Genomic DNA, 20,529 nt, shown 5'->3' on the forward strand with positions numbered 1-20,529 from the left:
CAGCGGGCGAGGGACCGCGGGGACACGCGGGCACGCGGGGACGCGACAGGGACGCCAGAGGGAGGGGCACATGGCCGAGCACGCGGCTGCGCCGACACCGGACGCGGAACAGCCATCGACCCCGGCACCGCCCCCGGCCACCGCCGCCGCGCCCGCCACCGGCCTGCTCCTCACCCTCCTCCTCGGCGGACTCACCGCCTCCCTCCCGCTCGCGCTGGACATGTACCTCCCGTCCCTGCCGGAGGTCACCCGCTCCTTGCACGCTCCCGCCGCCACCGCCCAGCTCACCCTCACCGCCTGCCTGACCGGCATGGCGCTCGGGCAGCTGGTCGTGGGCCCGATGAGCGACCGCTGGGGCCGCCGCCGCCCGCTCCTGGCGGGCCTCGCCGGCTACCTGGTCGCCACGGTCCTGTGCGCCCTCGCCCCGGACATCCAGACCCTGATCGCCTTCCGGCTGGCCCAGGGCCTCACGGGCGCGTCCGGGATAGTGATCGCACGGGCCGTCGTACGCGACCTGTACGACGGCCTCGCCATGGCCCGCTTCTTCTCCACCCTGATGCTGGTCTCCGGGGCCGCCCCGATCGTGGCGCCGCTGATCGGCGGGCAGATCCTCAGGGTGACGGACTGGCGGGGTGTCTTCGTGGTCCTCACCCTGATCGGCGCCGCCCTCGCCGCCACCGCCTGGCTGCGGCTGCCGGAGACCCTCCCGCCCGCCGACCGGCACGGCGGGGGAGTCGCGGCGGCCCTGCGCACCATGCGCGGCCTGCTCGCCGACCCGCCCTTCACCGGCTACCTGCTCGCCGGCGGCTTCGCCTTCGCCGCGCTGTTCGCCTACATATCCGCCTCGCCGTACGTCATCCAGGAGATCTACGGCGCCTCCCCGCAGACCTTCAGCCTGCTCTTCGGCCTCAACTCGGTCGGCCTGGTGGCGGCCGGGCAGCTCAACGGCAAGGTGCTGGTCGGCCGGGTCCGCCTGGACAAGGTGCTGGCCACCGGCCTGACCGTGATCGCGCTCGCCGCGACCGCGCTGCTGCTGATGTCCGCCGGCGCCTTCGGCGAGGTCGGCCTCGCCCCCGTGGCCGCCGCGCTCTTCGTCCTCGTGTCCGCGATGGGCCTCACCCTGCCCAACGCCCAGTCCCTGGCCCTGCTGCGCACGCGCCAGGCCGCCGGCTCCGCCTCCGCCCTGCTCGGCACCTCCTCCTTCCTCGTCGGCGCGGTCGCCTCCCCGCTCGTCGGCATCGCCGGGGAGCACACCGCCGTGCCCATGGCCGTGGTCCAACTGGCCGGAGCTCTGGTCGCCGCGGCCTGCTTCGTGGGAATGTGCCGTCCCTGGAATTCACGCACAGGGCCGGAGGGAGTCGAGCACTGAGCGCACCGAGACTGCGCGCCGACACAGCGGAGCGGGCCGGACTGGACCCGGCGGAACTCGGGCACCTGGTCGGCGAGGTGCACGCCCTCACCCGCGGAGAGCGCCCCTGGGCGGCCGGTGCCGTCGTCGTGGCCGGACGCGGACCCGTGATCGCCGTGGCCGAGGCCGCGGGCTGGGCGGTGCGTTACGCGGCCTACGACCCCGAGACCGGCACGGGCGTCGAACTCCCGGCCTCCGCCCGGGTCCCGATGACCGTGGACACCCCCTTCGACCTGGCCTCCCTGACCAAGCTCTTCACGTCCGTCACCGCCGTCCAGCAGATCGAGCGCGGCACCCTCGGCATAGACGCCCGGGTCGGCGACTACCTGCCCGACTTCCACGCCGCCGCGCGACACGGCATCACCGTACGGCAGCTGCTCACCCACACCTCCGGGCTGCGCCCCGAACTCCCGCTGTACGACTGCCCGGACGACAGGGCGCGCCTGGCACTGCTGCGAGCAGAACCCCCGACGACCGCCCCGGGCACCTACGTCTACTCCGACCTGAACATGCTCCTGGTCCAGTCCGTGCTGGAGCGCGTCACCGGCCGGACCCTCGACATCCTGATCGAGGACGGCATCACCCGCCCGCTCGGCATGACGCGGACCCGCTTCGGGCCCTGCCGCGGGGCGGCGGCCACCGAGGACCAGCGGCGGCCGTGGGCCAAGGCGGACCGGGGGATGCTGCGGGGCGTCGTCCACGACGAGAACGCCTGGGCGCTCGGCGGGGTGGCGGGCCACGCGGGCCTCTTCTCCACCGCGCCCGACCTGGCGGTCTTCTGCCGGACCCTGCTGGCGGGCGGCTCCTACGGCCCCGCACGCATCCTCGCCCCCGACTACGTCGGACTCCTCCTGACCCCACCGGGCCTCGGCTTCACCGTGGACCAGCCCTGGTTCATGGGCGAACTGGCGGGCCACGGAGCGGCGGGCCACACGGGCTTCACAGGAACCTCCCTGGTCCTGGACCCGGCCACGGACACGTTCCTCGTCCTCCTGGCCAACACCGTCCACCCAGGACGCCGCCACCCGGACAGCACACCGAGAGCGAGGCTGGGGACACACTTGGCGAGGGCGGTGATCTGACCCCCGCTTCCCGGCCGGCCAAGTCGGGCGGAAGGCCGGGACCAGTGCCGCCCAGCCATACAATCGGCAGGTGAACGCCCCCGCCTCCCCGGCCGAAGAACTCCGCGCCGCCCTCTCCGATCTGCTCGCGGGACTGCCGCCGTCCCAGGCCGCCGGAGCCGTGGAGAGGCTGATCGCCAACTACCGGGGCGACACCCCGACCAACGCCCCGATCCTGCGCGACCGCGCCGACGTGGCCGCGTACGCCGCCTACCGCATGCCCGCCACCTTCGAAGCGGTCCACTCCGCGCTGGAGGCGTTCGCGGAAGCCGTGCCCGACTGGACGCCCGCCAGCCACGTCGACGTCGGCGGTGGCACCGGCGCCGCCACCTGGGCCGTCACGGCGACCTGGCCGGGTGAGCGCAGCGTCACCGTGCTGGACTGGGCCGAACCCGCCCTCGCCCTCGGCCGGGAGATCGCCGCCGCCAACCCCGCGCTGAGCGACGCCCGCTGGCAGCGCGCCCGGATCGGCTCGGCGCTCACCATCGAGGACACCGACCTCGTCACGGTGTCGTACGTCCTCAACGAACTCGCCGAGGCGGATCGCGCCGCGCTCGTCGACGCCGCCGCCTCCGCCGCGCAGACCGTGGTGATCGTGGAGGCGGGCACCCCGGCCGGCTACGACCGGATCATCGAGGCCCGCGACCGGCTGATCCGGGCCGGGTTCCGCGTCGCCGCCCCCTGCCCGCACAGCGCCGCCTGCCCCATCGAGCCCGGCAAGGACTGGTGCCACTTCTCCGCCCGGGTCAGCCGCTCCTCGCTGCACCGCCAGGTCAAGGGCGGATCGCTGGCGTACGAGGACGAGAAGTTCAGCTATGTCGCCGCCACCCGCCTGCCCGTCGACCCGGCCCCCGCCCGCGTGGTCCGGCGCCCGCAGATCCGCAAGGGCCAGGTGCTCCTCGACCTGTGCGAGGCCGAGGGGCAGCTGCGCCGCACGACGGTCACCAAGCGCCACGGCGACCTGTACAAGGAGGCCCGGGACGCCGACTGGGGCGATGCCTGGCCGCCCGCGTAGGGGCGGCTTGTCGGCGTCGGCCCCATGGTCACCGAGCCCGCCCCCGACGCCGGCCGCCGCAGCGGTTCCAAGGCCTGGCCCCCCGCTGAGGCGCTGTGAGCCGCGTCTCGTCCCCTGCCCCCGGATCCGCTCTTCGGCCCCCCGAGGCATATGAAGGTGGGACCATGAGGCATGCTGTCCGCACACCCAGCGAGGCGAGGGGATTGATGAGCGCGACGTTCGGCGGCCGGAGCGGCCGGCAGGGCAAACTCTCCCAGTGGCTGCGCGGACGCCGCCCGAAGGAGGCAGCCGCCGACGACGACGGCGGCCGTGAGGCCCTGCTGCTCGCCGCTGCCGCAGCGGGACTGCCTCTCGCGCCCGCCGCGCACCCCGCCGACGGCTACCGGTGCTCATGCGTCCGCGTCGGCTGTCCCACCCCGGCCCGGCACCCGGTGTCGTTCGCCTGGCAGACGCAGTCCACCACCGACCGTGCCCAGATCGAGCGCTGGGCCCGCCACCAGCCGCAGGCGAACTTCATCACCGCGACCGGCATGACCCACGACGTCCTCGACGTGCCGCTGGAGGCCGGCCGGGAGGCGCTGGAGCGGCTGCTCGACTCCGGGGTCGACGTCGGGCCGGTCGCCGAGGGCGACGACGGGCGCATGTTCTTCTTCACCCTCACCCGCGGCACCCCCGAGGACGAGGACGAGTGGTGGCCGTGCGAGCTGGACTGCCGCCCCGAGACCATGGACGAGCACCCCGGCCTGCGCTGGCACTGCCGGGGCTCCTACGTCCTCGTACCGCCCGCCCGGCTGCCCGGCGACGACGACCAGCAGGTGCGCTGGGTGCGCGGCCCCGAGCACGCGCTGCCCGACCCGCTGACCCTCCTGGAGGGGCTCACCGACGCCTGCGCCCGGTACGCCGACGCGGAGGCCGACCACCCGCGCGGATCCTGGCCCCTGCGCCACTGAGCCCGGGCTGTCCGCCTATTCGCCCTGCGCGGCCGTCAGGCCCTGGAGCTGCGAGACCAGCTTCACCGGGCCGCTTCCGGCCGGGTCCAGAGCGGCCTCGTTGGAGATGAACTCCAGCGTCAGCGACTGCTTCACCTCGCCCTTGGTCAGGGCCTGCACGTCCTTGTTCTGCTGGGGCACGGAGGTGCCCGCGGCGGCGGTCTGCTTCTGGTAGTGGTGCGTGGTGAAGAACACCAGCGCCCCACCGTCCGCCGTGCGCAGCGCGAGCGGCGCGTAGTCCCCGTGGGTCAGCGGCTCGTCGATGAACTGCCGGACCAGGCCCGGTTTCTGTGCCGCCTTCTGGCGGGCCGTGCGCAGGCCGCTGGTCTCGGGCCCGTCCGCGAAGGTCTTCCCGCCGCTCTGCAGATAGGTGGCGTAGTCCTGGCTCAAGTCATTGGGCTTGACGGCCAGTTGGGCGGAGTCGGCCGGTACGGCCTCGGCCCAGCCGTCCTTGTCCTTCTTGAACTCCGGTACGGATCCGGGCGCGAACAGCGTCAGATACGCCACCTGCCAGGGATCGCCGAGGTCGCCCCGCGTGAACACCAGCAGCCAACGGGCGTTTCCGCCCTTGTTGCCCTGGGCGTCGGCGACGAACCAGCGGGGCCAGCCGGCCTTCTTCGGGATCGTGAACTTCGCGTCCGTCAGCTTCAGCGGGGTGTGGTTCGGGTTCCCCGACGGGCTGTTGACGTGCCCGGCCTTGAGCCGGGCACCGTCGATGTCCTGGACGGCGCCGGTGACTTGGCCGGCGTCCAGGGAGCTGTCGTAGGCCTCGTCGGCCTTGTTGTACGCGTCCGTGAACGCGGCGAGCGCCTTGGCGGCCTCGGCGCGGGTGGCGGAGGGGAGCATCTCGCGCTCCCCGTGCACCACCACGCAACCGCTCGCCGTCAACGACAGTGCGGACGACAGCGCGGTCAGCGAGGCCGCTGTCAGTACGCGCCGGTCAAGCCTGCGGAGCCTTCGAGGGCCGCGATCCCTGCTCATCAGGTGCCTTCACCTTCCCCTTCCCGGAGGCGAACCCTACCGGGGCGAGGAACAGCGCGAGCGTCGGGATCAGGTACAGCGCCCACATCGTGACCTGGAGGACCGTCGGGTCGGGCTGGAAGTTGAACACGCCCTTCAGCAGCGTGCCGTACCAGCTGTCCGGCGCGATGGTGTCGCTGATGTCGAAGGCCAGATTCGTCAGGCCCGGGACCCAGTTGGCCTCCTGCAGGTCGTGGAAGCCGTACGCCAGCACGCCCGCCGCGACCACGACCAGCATGCCGCCGGTCCAGGTGAAGAACTTGGCCAGGTTGATCTTCAGGGCGCCCCGGTAGAACAGCCAGCCGAGGAACACCGCCGTGGCGAGGCCCAGGGCCACACCGACCAGCGGGCGCGGGGTGCCGTCGGAGGCCGCGTGCACCGAGGCCCACACGAACAGCGCGGTCTCCAGGCCCTCCCGGCCGACGGCCAGGAAGGCGGTGGCGACCAGCGCGCCCGTGCCCATCGAGAGGGCCGCGTCGAGCTTGCCGTGCAGCTCCGACTTCAGGTGCCGGGCGGTGCGCCGCATCCAGAACACCATCCAGGTCACCAGGCCCACGGCGACGATCGACAGCGAACCGCCGAGCGCCTCCTGCGCCTCGAACGTCAGCTCCTCGGAGCCGAATTCGAGGGCGCTGCCGAAGCCCATCGCGATGGCGACCGCGATGCCGATGCCGATCCAGATCGGCTTGATGGCGTCCCGGCGACCGGTCTTGACCAGGTAGGCGATGAGGATGCAGACGACGAGCGAGGCCTCAAGACCCTCACGCAGGCCGATCAGGTAGTTGGAGAACACCGGCTACGCCTCCTTCGAGAACAGCGTGCGGCCCCACCAGTCGCCGGAGTCCTTGACGCCGGGCGGAATGGCGAAGACTGCCGAACCCACGTGCTGGATGTACTCGTTGAGCGCGTCGTGTGCCGACAGGTTGCGCTGCAGCGGGATGAAGCCCTTGCGCACGTCCCGCTGGTAGGCGAGGAAGAACAGTCCGGCCTCCAGGCGGCCCATGCCGTCGGTGCCGTCGGTGAAGGAGTAGCCCCGGCGCAGGATCGTGATTCCGTTGTTGGAGTCGGGGTGCGCGAGGCGCACGTGCGCGTCCGGCTTCATCGCCTTCAGGAACGGCTTGTCGTGCTCCTTGGCCTTGCCGACCGGGGCACCTTCCTTCTTGTCCCGGCCGAAGATGTCCTCCTGCTCCTGGAGCGGGGTCCGGTCCCAGGTCTCGATGTGCATGCGGATGCGCCGGGCGACGAGGTACGAACCACCGGTCATCCAGGACGACTTGGCGCCCTCGTCGCGGTCGCCGACCCACACGTGCTGCTTCAGGCGGTCCGTCTCGGTGCCCGCGATGTTGCGGGTGCCGTCCTTGAAGCCCATGAGGTTGCGCGGGGTCTGCGCGTCCGGGGTGGTCGAGGACGTCTTGCCGAAGCCCAGCTGGGACCAGCGGATGGCGACCTTGCCGAAGCCGATGCGGGCCAGGTTGCGGATCGCGTGCACGGCGACCTGCGGGTCGTCCGCGCAGGCCTGGACGCACAGGTCGCCGCCGGTGCGCGTCTTGTCGAGGTTGTCGCCCGGGAACTGGGGCAGGTCGACCAGCGCCTCGGGCCGCCGGTCCGCGAGGCCGAACTTGTCGAAGAGCGAGGGGCCGAAGCCGATCGTCAGCGTCAGCCGGGACGGCTTCAGGCCGAGCGCCTCACCGGTGTCGTCCGGCGGGGCCTCGGGGAGCCCGTCGTAGGCGCCCTCGCCGACCGGGTGGCCGGCGGTCATCCGCCGGGCCGCCGCCGTCCAGTCCTTCAGCATCTGCACGAACTCGTCGCGGTCCTCGGTCTTCACGTCGAACGCGGCGAAGTGCAGCCTGTCCTGCACCGGGGTGGCGATGCCGGACTGGTGGGCGCCGTGGAACTCCACCGCACCGCCCGCGTCGGCGGCGGCCGGGTCGGCGTCGTGGCCGGCCCTGCTCATCGCCACCGCGCCACCGGCCGCGGCGGCACCGAAGGCCAGCCCGGCCCCGCCCCAGCCGATCAGCGAGCGCCGCGACGGCTTCCTCGCGCCGGCCTGCCCGGTCTTCTCGGTCTCGGTCATCGCCCTTGCCCCTCTGCCTTCCTCTGCTTACTTCACGACCGCGGCGGCGAGCTTGGACAGCGGCTCCGCGAGGGCGTTCACCGCGTCCGACAGCTCCTTGCGCTGGCTCTTGGTGACCTTGTCGTACGAGACGAACTCGTAGGAGGTCTTGCCCGAGCGGTACTTGTCCAGCAGCGCGTTGAGGGCGGTGAACTGCTTGTCCAGCTCCTTGGTCAGCGCGGGGTCGTTCTTGGCGGCGACCGGCTTCAGCAGCTCGTACGCCTGCTGCGCGCCCTCGACGTTGCCCTTGAAGTCGACGAGGTCGGTGTGCGAGTAACGGTCCTCCTCACCGGTGACCTTGCCGGTGGCGACCTCGTCCAGCAGTTCCTTGGCGCCGTTGGCCATGGAGGTCGGGGTGATCACGGCCTTGCCGACCCGCCCCTGCCAGTCCTTCAGATCGGTGAGCAGCTGGTCGGCGAGGGCCTTCTCCTCGCCGCCGATCTTCTTGTCCTGCCAGAGGGACTTCTCCAGCCGGTGCCAGCCGGTCCACTTCTGGCCGGCCTCCAGGCCGTCGGCGCGGGTGTCGGTCTTGGGGTCGATGTCACCGAAGGACTCGGCGATCGGCTCGGTCCGCTCCCAGCCGAGGCGGGAGGGGGCGTAGGCCTTCTTGGCGGCGTCCAGGTCACCGGCCTTGACGGCCTTCACGAAGGTCTCGACGAGAGGCAGGGTCTGGTCGGCCTGGTCCTGCGCGTACTGGCGGTAGCCGGCGACGGCCTTGTCCAGCTTCGGGTCGTGCTGGGCGCTCGTGCCGGAGCCGGTGACGGTGAGCTTCTGCCGGACGCCGTGGCCCTTCATGCCGGGGCGGCAGGCGATCTCGTACGACCCGGCCTTCACCTCGGCGGTGAGCGTGTACTTCGTACCCGGCCCGATGTTCTCCTTCTCGGAGACGATCCGGTCGTCCGGGAACACGATCTCGACCTCGGTGGCCTTGGAGCCCTTGTTCTCGATCTTCAGCATGACGTGCCCGGCCGGGACCGACTTGGCGGACGTCTCACACTTGGAGTCGGCGGCCGTGACCTGAATGGCATCGCCGTCCTTGGCATCGCTTTTTGCGGTGCAGGCCGAGAGGGCGGTCAGAGCGGCCGCGGTGGCGGCGGCGGTGACGGTCAGTCGGACGGCTCGCATGCAGGCTCCAAGGCGAATCTGGTCTGGTGAGGCTGGCCTAACTTACATGAGGCTTGCCTTACCTATACCCCTCGGTGTCGTGATTCAGCTCTCACGGAACGATCACAGGCACGGCTTGATCTCGACGGCTCAAAAGCGACGCCATCAAATAGTAAAGGGAGAGTCAAGGGGTAGGGGGGTGGGGGTATCAATTTCCGAGTGACTGACTACGACGTGCTCCGCGTCTTCTGCGGACCGAACGGCGGCTACGGCAACGAACTCGGCGTCGTCCGCGACGGCTCGGTGATGCCCGAGCGCAGCGACCGGCAGGAGCTGGCGGCCAAACTCGGCTTCAGCGAGACCGTGTTCGTGGACGACCCCGAGCGCGGGGTCATCGACATCTACACCCCCACCCTGCGCCTGCCCTTCGCCGGTCACCCCTGCGTCGGCACGGCCTGGTTGCTGGACGTACCCGAACTGGTCACGCCCGCCGGGGTCGTCGGGACCCGGCTGGACGGCGAGTTCAGCTGGATCGAGGCACGGGCGGAGTGGGCCCCGCCGCGCACCCTGCGCCAGTACGCCACCGCCGCCGAGGTCGACGCCCTCGACGTCCCCCCGCCGGGCGAGTGGATCTACGCCTGGGCCTGGGAGGACGAGGCGGCCGGCCGCGTCCGCGCCCGCGCCTTCCCCGGCCGCGACGACGGCATCGAGGAGGACGAGGCGACGGGCGCGGCGGCCCTGCTCCTCACCGACCAGCTGGGCCGGGCGCTGAACATCACGCAGGGGAGGGGCTCCCAGATCCTGACGGCTCCGCAGCCGCACGGCTGGGTGGAGGTCGGCGGCCGGGTGTTCCTGGAGCGCTGAGCGCTGAGCGCCGAGCGCTAGGCGCTCAGCGGGAACTCCTCGCCCAGGGCCCGGAAGACCCCGGTGTTCAGCGCGTACGCCCGCTTGCACTCGGCTACGATCCGCTGCTGCTCCAGGTCGTCCGCCCGGACCGCGTCCAGCAGGGCGCGGTAACTCCGCTTGAACGCGGCGGGGTTGGCGATCCCCTCGAAGACGTAGAAGCGGACGCCGTCGCCCTTCTTCGCGAAGCCCCACGTCTTCTCCGCCTTGTCGCGGAGGATCTGGCCGCCGGACAGGTCGCCGAGGTAGCGGGTGTAGTGGTGGGCCACATAGCCGCCGGGCCAGCGCTCGGCGCACTCCCGGATCCGGTCCGCGTACGCACGCGTGGCGGGCAGAGCGGACAGGTCCGCCCGCCACCCCGGCCCGCGCAGATGCGCCAGGTCCCGCTCCAGCGCGGGCAGCCGGAAGAGTTCAGGGCGGATGAAGGGGCCGGCCACCGGGTCCGCCGAAAGCTGCTCGGTGGCGCTCTCCAACGCCTCATAGACGAACCACAGTTGCTCGGTGTAGCGCGCGTACGCGGGCACGCCCAGCCGGCCGCCGAGCAGGTCGGTCATGAACGTCGACGTCTTCACCTTCCCGTGCTGCTCGTGGGACGTGGTGCGGATGAGGGCCGAGAACGACTCCATGGGCACTCCCCGGTTTGCCGGCCTTCTGTCGGCAAGTTTACCGACAGGGTGTCGGAAAAACATCAGCAGCCGGGGAGCATGAAAAAGGCCCGCCCTCCGAAGAGAGCGGGCCGAAACCGGGGGCGGTGTCACGGCAGGGTCAGGATCTCCGCGCCCGTGTCCGTCACCACCAGCGTGTGCTCGAACTGGGCCGTCCGCTTGCGGTCCTTCGTCACGACCGTCCAGCCGTCGTCCCACATGTCGTACTCGTGGGTGCCCAGCGTCAGCATCGGCTCGATCGTGAAGGTCATGCCGGGCTGCATGACCGTCGTCGCGTGCGGGCTGTCGTAGTGCGGGATGATCAGGCCGGAGTGGAACGACGTGTTGATGCCGTGCCCGGTGAAGTCACGGACCACCCCGTACCCGAAGCGCTTGGCGTACGACTCGATGACCCGGCCGATGATGTTGATCTGCCGGCCGGGCTTGACCGCCTTGATCGCGCGGTCGAGGGACTCGCGGGTCCGCTCCACCAGCAGCCGCGACTCCTCGTCCACGTCCCCGACCAGGTAGGTGGCGTTGTTGTCGCCGTGCACCCCGCCGATGTACGCCGTCACGTCCAGGTTGACGATGTCGCCGTCCCTGAGGACCGTCGAGTCCGGGATGCCGTGGCAGATGACCTCGTTGACCGAGGTGCACAGGGACTTCGGGAAGCCGCGGTAGCCGAGCGTGGACGGGTAGGCGCCGTGGTCGCACATGTAGTCGTGCGCGACCTTGTCCAGTTCGTCGGTGGTGACGCCGGGCGCGATGATCTTCGCGGCCTCGGCCATCGCCTGCGCGGCGATACGGCCCGCGACGCGCATCGCCTCGATGGTCTCCGGGGTCTGCACCTCCGGACCGGTGTACGGCGTCGGCGCGGGCTTGCCGACGTACTCGGGGCGGCGGATGTTTCCGGGTACCGAACGGATGGGGGACAGCTCCCCTGGTACGAGCAGCGACTGGCCAGACATGCCAGCGAGTCTAACCAGCGGACATGGGGGAACATGTCCCTGGCGAGAGGAGCTGTCCATGGCCCTGTTCAAGAAGCGCACCGTCGGCAAGCCGGGCGAGTGGTACTACTGCCTGGAGCACAAGAAGGTCGAGGAGGGCCCGGAGTGCCCGGCCAAGGACCGCTTCGGGCCGTACGCCACCCGGACGGAGGCCGAGCAGGCGATGGAGACCGCCCGCGAGCGCAACCTGGAGTGGGAGACCGACCCGCGCTGGCATGATGCGCCGGCCCGCGAGGACGCCGACGACGAATGATCACGCCTGTACGGCTGCGCGCCGCTCGCGCATCCGTACCGCGTGTTCGTTCGTCCGGGCGTCGTACGTCATGAGCCCCGGCAGGCACAGGGCGAGCAGGCCCATCGCGCCCGCGCAGGCCAGGCCGCCGGAGACGACGGACGTCCGCACGCCCGCCCAGGCGGCGAGCCCACCCGCCCGGACCTGGCCGAGCTGCGGGCCCACCGAGTACGAGAGCAGTTCGATCCCGGCGAGCCGGCCGCGCAGCTCGTCCGGGATCGTCTGGTTCCACATGGCGGACCGGAAGATCCCGCTGACCATGTCGAAGCCGCCGCCGAGGGTCAGGAAGAGCAGGACGAGCCAGACGTTCCCGCAGACGCCGGCCGCCGCGACGGCCAGGCCCCAGCCGGTGGCCGACACCAGCACCATCAGCCCGTGCCGGTGGATCCGGGAGGTCCAGCCGCTGGTCAGGCTCACCACCAGCGCCCCCGCCGGAACGGACGCGTACATCAGCCCGAGGGCCCACTCGGCGTGCAGTTCGTCGGCGAGGAACGGGAGTACGGCCAGTGGCATGGCCAGGAACATCGCCGCGAGGTCGACGACGTAGGTGCCCAGGAGTTCCTTGCGGTTCCACGCGTACCGGGCGCCCTCGGCTATGGCCCGCAGCGAGGGCTTCGCGGCCTCGTGGGAGGCGGGGGAGGGGGCGATGCGCAGGATGAACGCCAGCGAGACGGCGAAGGTGAGCAGGTCGGCGGTGTACGCCCAGCCGAGGCCCGCGTAGGCGACGACCACGCCCGCGACCGCCGGTCCGGCGACCCCGCCGACGGTCCAGCGCAGGGAGTTCAGGGAGGCCGCGGCGGGCATGTGGTCGTGGGCCACGATCCGGGGCCACAGGGAGTCCAGGGCGGGTCGCTGTACGGAGCCCAGGGCGGAGGAGAGCGCGGCGACGGCGTACAGCGGCCACACCGCCGGGTGCGGCAGCAGTGCGTTGAGCAGGAGGGCCGCGCTGAGCAGGCCCTGGCCGGCCTCGGTCCAGACGATGAGCCCGCGCTTGTCCAGGGCGTCGGCGAGGGCGCCGCCGTACAGTCCGCAGACGATGAGGGGCAGCAGCTCTACGGCGCCGATCGCGCCGACCGCTGCCGCGGAGCCGGTGAGGTCCTTCAGCTGGACCGGCACGGCGACGAAGGTCAGGAAGCTGCCGAAGTTGCTGATCAGGCCGGAGAACCAGAGCCGACGGAAGTCTGCGGAGGCCCGCCAGGGGGCGAGGTCGGGGAGGAGAGCGCGGGTCACTGAGGCATGCTCGGCCGGACGCGACCACCGGGCAACTGCTTTTCGAGGCACCCACTGGGGCTCCGCCCCAGACCCCGCTTCCCACCCGCCCACCCGTCTCGGTCGGCTGGGAGGGCACGACGGCGGTACGCCGGGTGGGTGGGTGGGCCGGGAAGTCACCAAGGGGCAGGTGGCGGTGCCGTTATGGCTTCCGCCAGCCTCGACAGGCGGTCGCGGAAGCCCCGCCGAACCCTCGGAGAGCCGCGGTTCTCGCCCGCCGCCGCCCCCACCAGGTGCTGCACGCTGTCCAGGTCCAGCTCCGCGCCCTCCGGTACGGGCAGCGTGTCGTGGGCCATTGCCGCCAGCTCGCCGTCGCCCATGCCGAGGGTCAGTACCGTCACCCCGGCCCGGCGGGCCGCGTGGACCCGTTCCAGGAGGGGCGCGGGCTCGTCGGGGGCCACGACCAGCAGGGTCTCGCCGCGGCGCGCCGCCTCGATCCGGCCCGGGCCGACGGCCAGGTGCGCGGGGTCGGAAGGGCGCGCGTGGTGCCGTACCAGTGTGGGTGCCAGTTCCGGTGTGCCCGACCAGGCCGCCTCGTCGACCAGGTGCGCGGCCAGGTGCCAGGGCTCGTACTCGGGCGTGCCCACGAGCAGCAGCCCGCCCCCGTGCGCCACCACCGAGCCGCGCAGCACCCCCGCGAATCTCCGGGTGGCCCCCAACCACTCGGTCCCGGCAAGCACTTCCCGCAGCAGCGCGACCCGTACGGCGTCCATGCGACGGCATCCTGCCGCAACCCATCACCCGTGACGGGAAGTTCACCGGGAATTCGCCCGCCCCGGGGAAGGGCCCCCCGGCCTCGAACGCCCGTCCACTCGCGTTCACCCCCGTTCACCTCCGTTCACTCCCGTTCGCACCGAGGAGCCGCCCGATGACCGATGCCGATGTCACCGTCCCCTTCCGCGCCGGCCACGAGGGCTACGCGAGTTTCCGTATCCCGGCCGTCGTCGCCACCCGGGCCGGCACGCTGCTCGCCTTCTGTGAGGGCCGCGTCGGCTCGGCCTCCGACCACGGGCACATCGACATCGTGCTCAAGAGGTCCACGGACGGCGGCCGTACCTGGGGGCCGTTGACGGTCGCCGCGCGCAACGGCAAGAACCTCGCCGGCAACCCCGCCCCCGTCGTCCTCGACACCGGCCGCATCCTGCTCGTGCACATCCGGGCCGCCGCCACCGCCACCGAGCCCGCCATCCTGCTCGGCCAGGTCAGTGACGCCGACGGACGGCGCGTCTGGGTGCAGCACAGCGACGACGACGGTATGACCTGGTCCGCGCCGCGGGAGATCACCGCGCAGGTGAAGAAGCCCGGCTGGCGCTGGTACGCCACCACCCCCGGACACGCCCTGCAACTGCGCACCGGCCGCGTCGTCGTCCCCGCCAACCACACCGTCCCGCCCACCGGCACCGACACCGGCTCAGAGGCCCGGTACAACTGCGGCCACTGCCTGCTCAGCGACGACCGCGGCGAGAGCTGGCGCCTCGGCTACGTGGACGAGAACACCGGCGGACACCTCAACGTCAACGAGACCACCGCCGCCGAACTCCCCGACGGCCGCGTCTACTTCAACACCCGTAACGACTCGCCCTCACCCGGCAACCGCGCCGACGCCCACTCCAGGGACGGCGGGAAGACCCTGGTCGAGCCCTTCCGCCCGCAGGCCGGGCTCACCGCGCCCGTCTGCGAGGCCTCCGTCCTCCAGCTCCGCGACCCCGACCTGCTCCTCTTCTCCGCCCCCGCGGACCCCGCCGCCCGCGCCCTGATGACCATCCGCGCCTCCGTCGACGGCGGCACCACCTGGCGCACGGCGGTCACCCTCGACGGGCTGCCCGCCGCCTACTCCGACCTCGTCCGGATCGACCGGGACACCGTCGGACTCCTGTACGAGACAGGGGACTTCGATCCCTACGAGACGATCACCTTCCGCCGGGTGCCCGTGACGCGGCTCACCTGACCCGGTGCCGTCCGCGCCACGGACGTAGAGTCGGCCCATGACCTCTACCGACAGCGCACAGACCCCCGCCAAGGCCCCGGCGAAGGACCCCTGGGACCTGCCCGACGTCTCCGGACTCGTCGTCGGCGTGCTCGGCGGCACCGGCCCGCAGGGCAAGGGCCTGGCCTACCGGCTCGCCAGGGCCGGCCAGAAGGTGATCATCGGCTCCCGGGCCACCGAGCGCGCCCAGGCCGCCGCCGCGGAACTGGGGTACGGCATCGAGGGCGCCGACAACGCCGAGACCGCGCGCCGCAGCGACATCGTGATCGTCGCCGTGCCGTGGGACGGCCACGCCAAGACGCTGGAGTCGCTGCGCGAGGAACTGGCCGGCAAGCTCGTCGTCGACTGCGTCAACCCGCTCGGCTTCGACAAGCAGGGCGCCTACGCCCTGAAGCCGGAGGAGGGCAGCGCGGCGCAGCAGGCCGCCGCCCTGCTGCCGGACTCCCGGGTCACCGCTGCCTTCCACCACCTGTCGGCCGTGCTGCTCGAGGACCCGGAGATCGAGCAGATCGACACCGACGTGATGGTGCTCGGTGAGCAGCGCGCCGACGTCGAGCTCGTTCAGGCGCTGGCCGGGCGCATCCCGGGCATGCGCGGCGTGTTCGCGGGCCGGCTGCGGGGCGCCCACCAGGTCGAGGCGCTGGTCGCGAACCTGATCTCCGTCAACCGCCGTTACAAGGCACACGCCGGGCTCCGCGTCACGGACGTCTGAGCCCATGGGGGACACTGGTGGTCGTAGCAGTGTCCCCCCGACAGGAGCCGGAGCCCCCCGTCATGCCCCGCATCGCCCTCTGCACCCTCGCCGTCTGCGTGCTCGCCGTGGCCGCGGCCGTCGTCTCCTTCGCCCAGGGCAGCTGGCTGGGGATCTTCTGGGTGATGATGGCGGGCGTGTCCTCCAACATGAGCTGGTACTACTACAAGCGCGGCCGGGCCACCGGTCAGGGGAACAAGTCGGTCACGGGCTGACCGCGCAGTAGGGGTCGCTCTCCCGCCAGAAGCGGAACAGGTCGTATCCGCAGTACGTCTCGTCCTCGCCGACGCCCAGGTCACGCAGGAGCGAGTGGATCAGGTCGAAGAACGCGTGGTTGAGCGACGGCAGCCACAGCAGCGCGAACACGAACAGCAGCCCGAACGGCGCGAAGGGCGCCAGCTGGCGCTTGATGCCGTACGACAGCCAGGGTTCGAGGACGCCGTAGCCGTCCAGGCCCGGCACCGGCAGGAAGTTCAGGATCGCCGCCGTCACCTGGAGCAGGGCGAGGAACGCCAGCGCGTACCGGAAGCCGCGGGGCACCCCGTCAAGGGCGTGCAGCCAGAAGGGCGCGGTGCACACCGCCGCGAACAGCACGTTCGTCAGCGGGCCCGCCGCCGAGATCAGGCTGTGCCGCCAGCGGCCCCGGATGCGGCCCCGCTCGATGAACACCGCCCCGCCCGGCAGACCGATCCCGCCCATGATCACGAACAGCACCGGGAGCACGATGCTCAGCGCCGCGTGCGTGTATCTCAGCGGGTTCAGCGTGAGGTAGCCCTTCGCGCCGACCGTGATGTCGCCACTGTGCAGGGCGGTGCGCGCGTGCGCGTACTCGTGCAGGCACAGGGAGACGATCCAGGCCGCCGTCACGAACAGGAACACCGCGACGCCCGGCTTCGCGGCGAACCCCGTCCAGGTGGCCCAGCCGGTCACCGCCGTGACGGCCAGGATCCCGAGGAACACCGGACTGATCCGGCGCTCTCCGGGGCGGGTGGTGGCGGTGGTCATCGGCAGGCTCCTGGAGGGTGCGGTCGGCGGGGATCGGGCCAAGAGGCCGACCGTACCCGGCCGGGGCTCGCCGGGAAAACGTCTCGCGGTTGCCGTCCGGTTCCTGGAGGGTGAAGGAATGGCACTGATGAGGGTGTTCTACGAGGACTGGCAGATGGAGTGCTGCGGCACGCCCTTCGCGGTGGGGGACACGGTGGCCTGGAAGCTCGTCGCCTACGACGCGAAGGCCCCGCGGGACGGCGTCGGGTACGGCGCACAGGCGTGGGTGGAGAACCACGGCGGCCCCGACCGGCCGACCGCCGGGCGCGTGCGCTCTGTCGACCTGGTGCGGCAGGAGTACCTGGCCCACCACGACCCCCGCGCCGTCGAGCTTCCCGACCCGGAACCCGGGACGCTGGTCATCCGCGGGACCGGGCGCAAGCTGGAACCGGTGCCCGGCGGACGGACCCAGGAGCCCCTCGACGCCTGCCCGAAGTGGTTCGACGAGTTCGAGGACGAGGAACCGCCACCGCGGCGGGTGCCGTACCGTGTCCGCCGTGCCGTCGGTGTCCTGGTCACCCTGGAAGTCCCGGACGCCACACCGCCGCAGCCCGGTGACCGTTTCTGACGGCACCGGAGACAATGGACCCCGTGCGCTATCGCCTCCTCGGCTCCACCCAGGCACTCCGTCCCGACGGCACGCAGCTCCCGGTCGGCGGGACGCGGCTGCGTGCCCTGCTCTCCGTGCTCGCCCTGCGGGCCGGCCGTACCGTGCCGGCAGGCGTGCTGGTGGACGAGGTGTGGGGCGCCGACCCGCCCGCCGACGCCGCCGGTGCCCTCCAGGCGCTGGTCGGACGGCTGCGCCGGGCGCTCGGCGCGGACGCCGTCGCCTCCGTCGACGGCGGCTACCGGCTCAACGCCACGCCCGACGACATCGACCTCGGCCGGTTCGACCGGCTGACCGGCGAGGGGCTGCGCGCCCTGGCCGACGGCGACCCGGCCAAGGCCGCGGTCGTCCTGGACGACGCCCTCGCCCTGTGGCGCGGCCCCGCCCTTGCCGACCTGCCCGACCACACCGCCGAGGCGGCCCGCTGGGACACCCGCCGGCTCGACGCCCTGCGCGCCCGGCACACCGCCGCCCTCGCCCTCGGGCACGGCGAGCAGTCCCTGCCCGAGCTGACCGCCCTGTGCGACAGCCACCCCCTGGACGAGCCGCTCCAGGCGCTGCGCCTGCGCGCGCTGCGCGACGCGGGCCGCCCGGCCCAGGCGCTCGCCGCCTACGAGGACGTACGACGACTCCTCGCGGACCGGCTCGGCTCCGACCCGGGGCCCGAAATGCGCGCGCTACACGCCGAGTTGCTGGCCGGGCCCGCCGCGGAACCCGAGCCCCCCGCGCACCCTCCGGCTCCGGAGGCGCTCGGCAACCTGCCCGCCCGGCTCACCTCCTTCGTCGGCCGTGAGGCCGACATCGAGGTCATCGGCGCCGACCTCCGGGCGGCCCGGCTGGTCACCCTGCTCGGCCCCGGCGGCGCCGGGAAGACCCGGTTGTCGCAGGAGGCCGCCGAGGCCGTACGGCACACTGCCCGGGACGGGGTGTGGCTGGCCGAACTGGCACCCGTGGACGAACCGGACGCCGTCCCGCAGGCCGTGCTCACCGCGATCGGCGCCCGCGAGACCGTGCTGTACGGCGCCGGTGTCGAGACCATGCGCGCGGTGGGCGACTGGGACGACCCCGTCGACCGGCTCGTGGAGCACTGCGCCCGGCGCCGGATGCTGCTCATCCTCGACAACTGCGAGCACGTCGTGGAGGCCGCCGCCCGGCTCGTGGAGCATCTGCTGGCCCGCTGCCCCCAGCTGACCGTACTGGCCACCAGCCGCGAACCCCTAGGTGTGCCAGGGGAGTTGCTGCGGCCCGTGGAGCCGCTGCCGGAGCCGGTCGCGCTGCGCCTGCTCACCGAGCGGGGCGCCGCGGCCCGCCCCGGATTCAGCGCCGAGGGCGACCCGGCGGCCTGCGCCGAGATCTGCCGGCGGCTCGACGGCCTGCCCCTCGCGATCGAGCTGGCGGCGGCCCGCCTGCGCATGCTGACGCCCCGCCAGATAGCCGACCGGCTGGACGACCGCTTCCGGCTGCTCACCTCCGGCAGCCGCACCGTGCTGCCCCGCCAGCAGACCCTGCGCGCCGTCGTCGACTGGTCCTGGGAGCTGCTGGACGCGGACGAACGCGACGTCCTGTCCCGGCTGTCCGTCTTCGCGGGCGGCTGCGACCTGGCCGCCGCCGAGGCCGTGTGCGGCCCGGTCGCCCTGGACGCGCTCGGCTCCCTGGTTGACAAGTCCCTGGTGGTGGCCGCCCCTTCGGCGGACGGCGCGATGCGCTACCGGCTGCTGGAGACCGTCGCAGAGTACGCCGCCGAACGGCTGGCCGAGACCGGGCGCCGCGCCGAGGCCGAGCGCGCGCATCTGACGTACTACCGCGAACTCGCCCGCACCACCGACCCGTTGCTGCGCGGCCCCGAACAGAGCGCCGCCATCGCCCGGTTCCAGCTGGAGTACGAGAACCTGCGCACCGCCCTGCGGCACGCCGTCGCGCTCGGCGACGAGCAGGAGGGCCTGTGCCTGGTGCTGTCCCTGCACTGGTTCTGGCAGATGCGCGACCAGCGCCACGAGACCCGCGCCTGGAGCCGGGAGGTCATGGCGCTCGGCCCCGACCCGTTCGCCGAACCGGTGCGCCACGCCCAGCCCGTGTGGCAGCGCTGCACCGACGCCCCGCCGCCGTACACCGGCGAGGTCCTCGCCGAGGCCCGGCGCGGTGTCCACCTCGCCCATCTCGCCTGCATGGACATCGAGATGGAGGCCTGGCAGACCCCCGAGGCGCAGGCCAAGCTGCGCGTCGTCACCCAGGTCTACGAGCCCGGCCTGCCGCAGACCTGTCGCGCCCCGGGCATGATGTGGATCTTCGCCGAGATGCTGACCGGCGGCGCCGAACGGCTGCGGACGATCACCGATGCGGTCGTGCAGACCTGCCGGGACACCCCGGGCTTCGAGTGGGAGCTGGCCGGAGCCCTGTACCTGCGCGCCAACATCCTCGCCAACCGCACCGCGTGGGCGGGGGACGCCACCCGCGACGCCGACGAGGCCCTGGAGATCTGCCGCCGCCTCGGCGACGGCTGGGGCGCCGCCGAGGCGCTGTCCGCCCGCGGCGAGTCCCACGAGCGCAAGGGCGCCTACGAGCAGGCCGCCGCCGACTACTCGGAGGCCATCGAGCACGCCGAACGCCTCGGCGCCCGCGCCCAGCTGGGCATGCTGCGCTCCCGTCTCGGCAACGTGCTCATGGATGCGGGCGAGACCGAACGCGGCGAGCGGATGCTCTGGGACGTCGTCGCGAGCCACGACGGCGCCCACAACGAGGCCATGCCCGCCGCCCGGCTCTTCCTTGCCTGCTGGCTCGGCCTGACCGACCGGACGGCCGAGGCGCGCGAGCAACTCCGGCTGTTGCGCGAAGAGTTCAGGATGTCGCACTTCATCGTGTTCGACGCCATGATCCTCGTCCAGGAGGCCTGGCTGGACACCCTCGACGGCCGGTTCGAGGACGCCCTGACCCGGGTCCGCGGCGCCTTGGGCCTCGCCGTGGACCCGCTGTCCGAGGCCGTCGTCCCGCACATGCACTCCGTCTGCCTCACGGTCGCGGCGGCGGCCCTCGCCGGCGTCGACGGCGGCAGCCGCGCCGCCGACGCCGCCCGCATCCTGGCCGCCGCCGACGCGCTGCTGCCGTCCGGCCATGTGTCCACCGGTGTGGAGAAGCGGGTGCACGACCTCACCGAGGAGTCCATCCGGGCCGCGCTGGACGAGGAGTCGTACACGGCGGCGTACGCCGAGGGCGGTGGCCTCTCCCTCGCGGAGGCCACCGCCCTGGTCTGACCCGGCG

The 20,529-nt window shown here is 72.5% G+C and carries 20 protein-coding genes; 11 read left to right on the forward strand and 9 right to left on the reverse strand.

Annotated features, from left to right (window positions below; genetic code table 11):
• Nucleotides 1–70 precede the first annotated feature (70 nt).
• From ACWD3E_RS04355 to ACWD3E_RS04370, 4 genes are all read left to right on the forward strand, one after another.
• On the forward strand, nucleotides 71–1,369 hold the full coding sequence (locus ACWD3E_RS04355) for a multidrug effflux MFS transporter (RefSeq protein ID WP_451386006.1): 1,299 nt from the start codon (nucleotides 71–73) through the stop codon (nucleotides 1,367–1,369).
• The gene (locus tag ACWD3E_RS04360) at nucleotides 1,321–2,490 is read left to right on the forward strand and encodes a serine hydrolase domain-containing protein (RefSeq protein WP_451386007.1); all 1,170 of its coding nucleotides are present in this window, start codon (nucleotides 1,321–1,323) and stop codon (nucleotides 2,488–2,490) included. The genes ACWD3E_RS04355 and ACWD3E_RS04360 overlap by 49 nt, the downstream gene beginning before the upstream one ends.
• A gap of 70 nt (nucleotides 2,491–2,560) precedes the next feature.
• Nucleotides 2,561–3,544 (forward strand): small ribosomal subunit Rsm22 family protein, encoded by a 984-nt coding sequence (locus ACWD3E_RS04365; RefSeq protein ID WP_451386008.1) that lies wholly within the window; start codon nucleotides 2,561–2,563, stop codon nucleotides 3,542–3,544.
• Between the two features lie 206 nt (nucleotides 3,545–3,750).
• The gene (locus tag ACWD3E_RS04370) at nucleotides 3,751–4,494 is read left to right on the forward strand and encodes a bifunctional DNA primase/polymerase (protein ID WP_451386491.1); all 744 of its coding nucleotides are present in this window, start codon (nucleotides 3,751–3,753) and stop codon (nucleotides 4,492–4,494) included.
• A gap of 15 nt (nucleotides 4,495–4,509) precedes the next feature.
• Here ACWD3E_RS04370 and ACWD3E_RS04375 read toward each other — a convergent pair whose 3' ends face one another.
• From ACWD3E_RS04375 to efeO, 4 genes are read right to left on the reverse strand one after another with little or no spacing between them, the layout of a single operon-like run.
• Nucleotides 4,510–5,514, reverse strand: coding sequence for a hypothetical protein (locus ACWD3E_RS04375; protein WP_451386009.1), 1,005 nt, complete (start codon nucleotides 5,512–5,514; stop codon nucleotides 4,510–4,512).
• Nucleotides 5,474–6,346, reverse strand: a complete 873-nt coding sequence (gene efeU, locus ACWD3E_RS04380; protein ID WP_451386010.1) for an iron uptake transporter permease EfeU — start codon at nucleotides 6,344–6,346, stop codon at nucleotides 5,474–5,476. Before efeU ends, ACWD3E_RS04375 begins: the two co-directional genes overlap by 41 nt.
• Nucleotides 6,347–6,349: 3 nt before the next feature.
• Nucleotides 6,350–7,627: an iron uptake transporter deferrochelatase/peroxidase subunit gene (gene efeB / locus ACWD3E_RS04385; protein WP_451386011.1), complete on the reverse strand. Its 1,278-nt coding sequence runs from the start codon at nucleotides 7,625–7,627 to the stop codon at nucleotides 6,350–6,352.
• A 27-nt stretch (nucleotides 7,628–7,654) separates the two neighbouring features.
• Nucleotides 7,655–8,791, reverse strand: a complete 1,137-nt coding sequence (gene efeO, locus ACWD3E_RS04390) for an iron uptake system protein EfeO (protein ID WP_451386012.1) — start codon at nucleotides 8,789–8,791, stop codon at nucleotides 7,655–7,657.
• A 198-nt stretch (nucleotides 8,792–8,989) separates the two neighbouring features.
• Between efeO and ACWD3E_RS04395 the strand changes: the two genes are divergently transcribed.
• Nucleotides 8,990–9,634, forward strand: a complete 645-nt coding sequence (locus ACWD3E_RS04395) for a PhzF family phenazine biosynthesis protein (RefSeq protein ID WP_451386013.1) — start codon at nucleotides 8,990–8,992, stop codon at nucleotides 9,632–9,634.
• A 17-nt stretch (nucleotides 9,635–9,651) separates the two neighbouring features.
• Here the strand turns inward: ACWD3E_RS04395 and ACWD3E_RS04400 are convergent, their stop codons facing one another.
• Entirely contained in the window at nucleotides 9,652–10,299 is a 648-nt protein-coding gene (locus ACWD3E_RS04400; RefSeq protein WP_451386014.1) for a biliverdin-producing heme oxygenase, read from the reverse strand.
• Nucleotides 10,300–10,427: 128 nt separating this feature from the next.
• The gene (map, locus tag ACWD3E_RS04405; RefSeq protein ID WP_451386015.1) at nucleotides 10,428–11,285 is read right to left on the reverse strand and encodes a type I methionyl aminopeptidase; all 858 of its coding nucleotides are present in this window, start codon (nucleotides 11,283–11,285) and stop codon (nucleotides 10,428–10,430) included.
• Between the two features lie 58 nt (nucleotides 11,286–11,343).
• On the opposite strand from map, the gene ACWD3E_RS04410 reads away from it, so the two are divergent.
• Nucleotides 11,344–11,577 (forward strand): hypothetical protein, encoded by a 234-nt coding sequence (locus tag ACWD3E_RS04410; RefSeq protein WP_451386016.1) that lies wholly within the window; start codon nucleotides 11,344–11,346, stop codon nucleotides 11,575–11,577.
• Here the strand turns inward: ACWD3E_RS04410 and ACWD3E_RS04415 are convergent, their stop codons facing one another.
• Both ACWD3E_RS04415 and ACWD3E_RS04420 read right to left on the reverse strand, forming a co-directional pair.
• Nucleotides 11,578–12,846, reverse strand: coding sequence for an MFS transporter (locus tag ACWD3E_RS04415; RefSeq protein WP_451386017.1), 1,269 nt, complete (start codon nucleotides 12,844–12,846; stop codon nucleotides 11,578–11,580).
• A gap of 155 nt (nucleotides 12,847–13,001) precedes the next feature.
• Nucleotides 13,002–13,598, reverse strand: a complete 597-nt coding sequence (locus ACWD3E_RS04420; protein ID WP_451386018.1) for a hypothetical protein — start codon at nucleotides 13,596–13,598, stop codon at nucleotides 13,002–13,004.
• A gap of 155 nt (nucleotides 13,599–13,753) precedes the next feature.
• Here ACWD3E_RS04420 and ACWD3E_RS04425 point away from each other — a divergent pair, with 155 nt between their 5' ends.
• From ACWD3E_RS04425 to ACWD3E_RS04435, 3 genes are all read left to right on the forward strand, one after another.
• Nucleotides 13,754–14,833, forward strand: a complete 1,080-nt coding sequence (locus tag ACWD3E_RS04425) for a sialidase family protein (protein WP_451386019.1) — start codon at nucleotides 13,754–13,756, stop codon at nucleotides 14,831–14,833.
• 37 nt (nucleotides 14,834–14,870) lie between these two features.
• Entirely contained in the window at nucleotides 14,871–15,584 is a 714-nt protein-coding gene (gene npdG / locus ACWD3E_RS04430) for an NADPH-dependent F420 reductase (RefSeq protein WP_451386020.1), read from the forward strand.
• Nucleotides 15,585–15,646: 62 nt separating this feature from the next.
• The gene (locus tag ACWD3E_RS04435; RefSeq protein ID WP_451386021.1) at nucleotides 15,647–15,838 is read left to right on the forward strand and encodes a hypothetical protein; all 192 of its coding nucleotides are present in this window, start codon (nucleotides 15,647–15,649) and stop codon (nucleotides 15,836–15,838) included.
• Here the strand turns inward: ACWD3E_RS04435 and ACWD3E_RS04440 are convergent.
• Nucleotides 15,828–16,628 (reverse strand): site-2 protease family protein, encoded by an 801-nt coding sequence (locus ACWD3E_RS04440; RefSeq protein ID WP_451386022.1) that lies wholly within the window; start codon nucleotides 16,626–16,628, stop codon nucleotides 15,828–15,830. The genes ACWD3E_RS04435 and ACWD3E_RS04440 overlap by 11 nt on opposite strands.
• 118 nt (nucleotides 16,629–16,746) lie before the next feature.
• Between ACWD3E_RS04440 and ACWD3E_RS04445 the strand changes: the two genes are divergently transcribed.
• On the forward strand, nucleotides 16,747–17,235 hold the full coding sequence (locus tag ACWD3E_RS04445; RefSeq protein WP_451386023.1) for a DUF6578 domain-containing protein: 489 nt from the start codon (nucleotides 16,747–16,749) through the stop codon (nucleotides 17,233–17,235).
• A gap of 14 nt (nucleotides 17,236–17,249) precedes the next feature.
• A complete protein-coding gene (locus ACWD3E_RS04450; RefSeq protein WP_451386024.1) occupies nucleotides 17,250–20,522 on the forward strand; it encodes a BTAD domain-containing putative transcriptional regulator in 3,273 nt (1,090 codons plus the stop codon).
• The last annotated feature ends 7 nt before the right edge of the window (nucleotides 20,523–20,529 follow it).

The sequence above is a fragment of the Streptomyces sp. NPDC002676 genome (assembly GCF_053592455.1).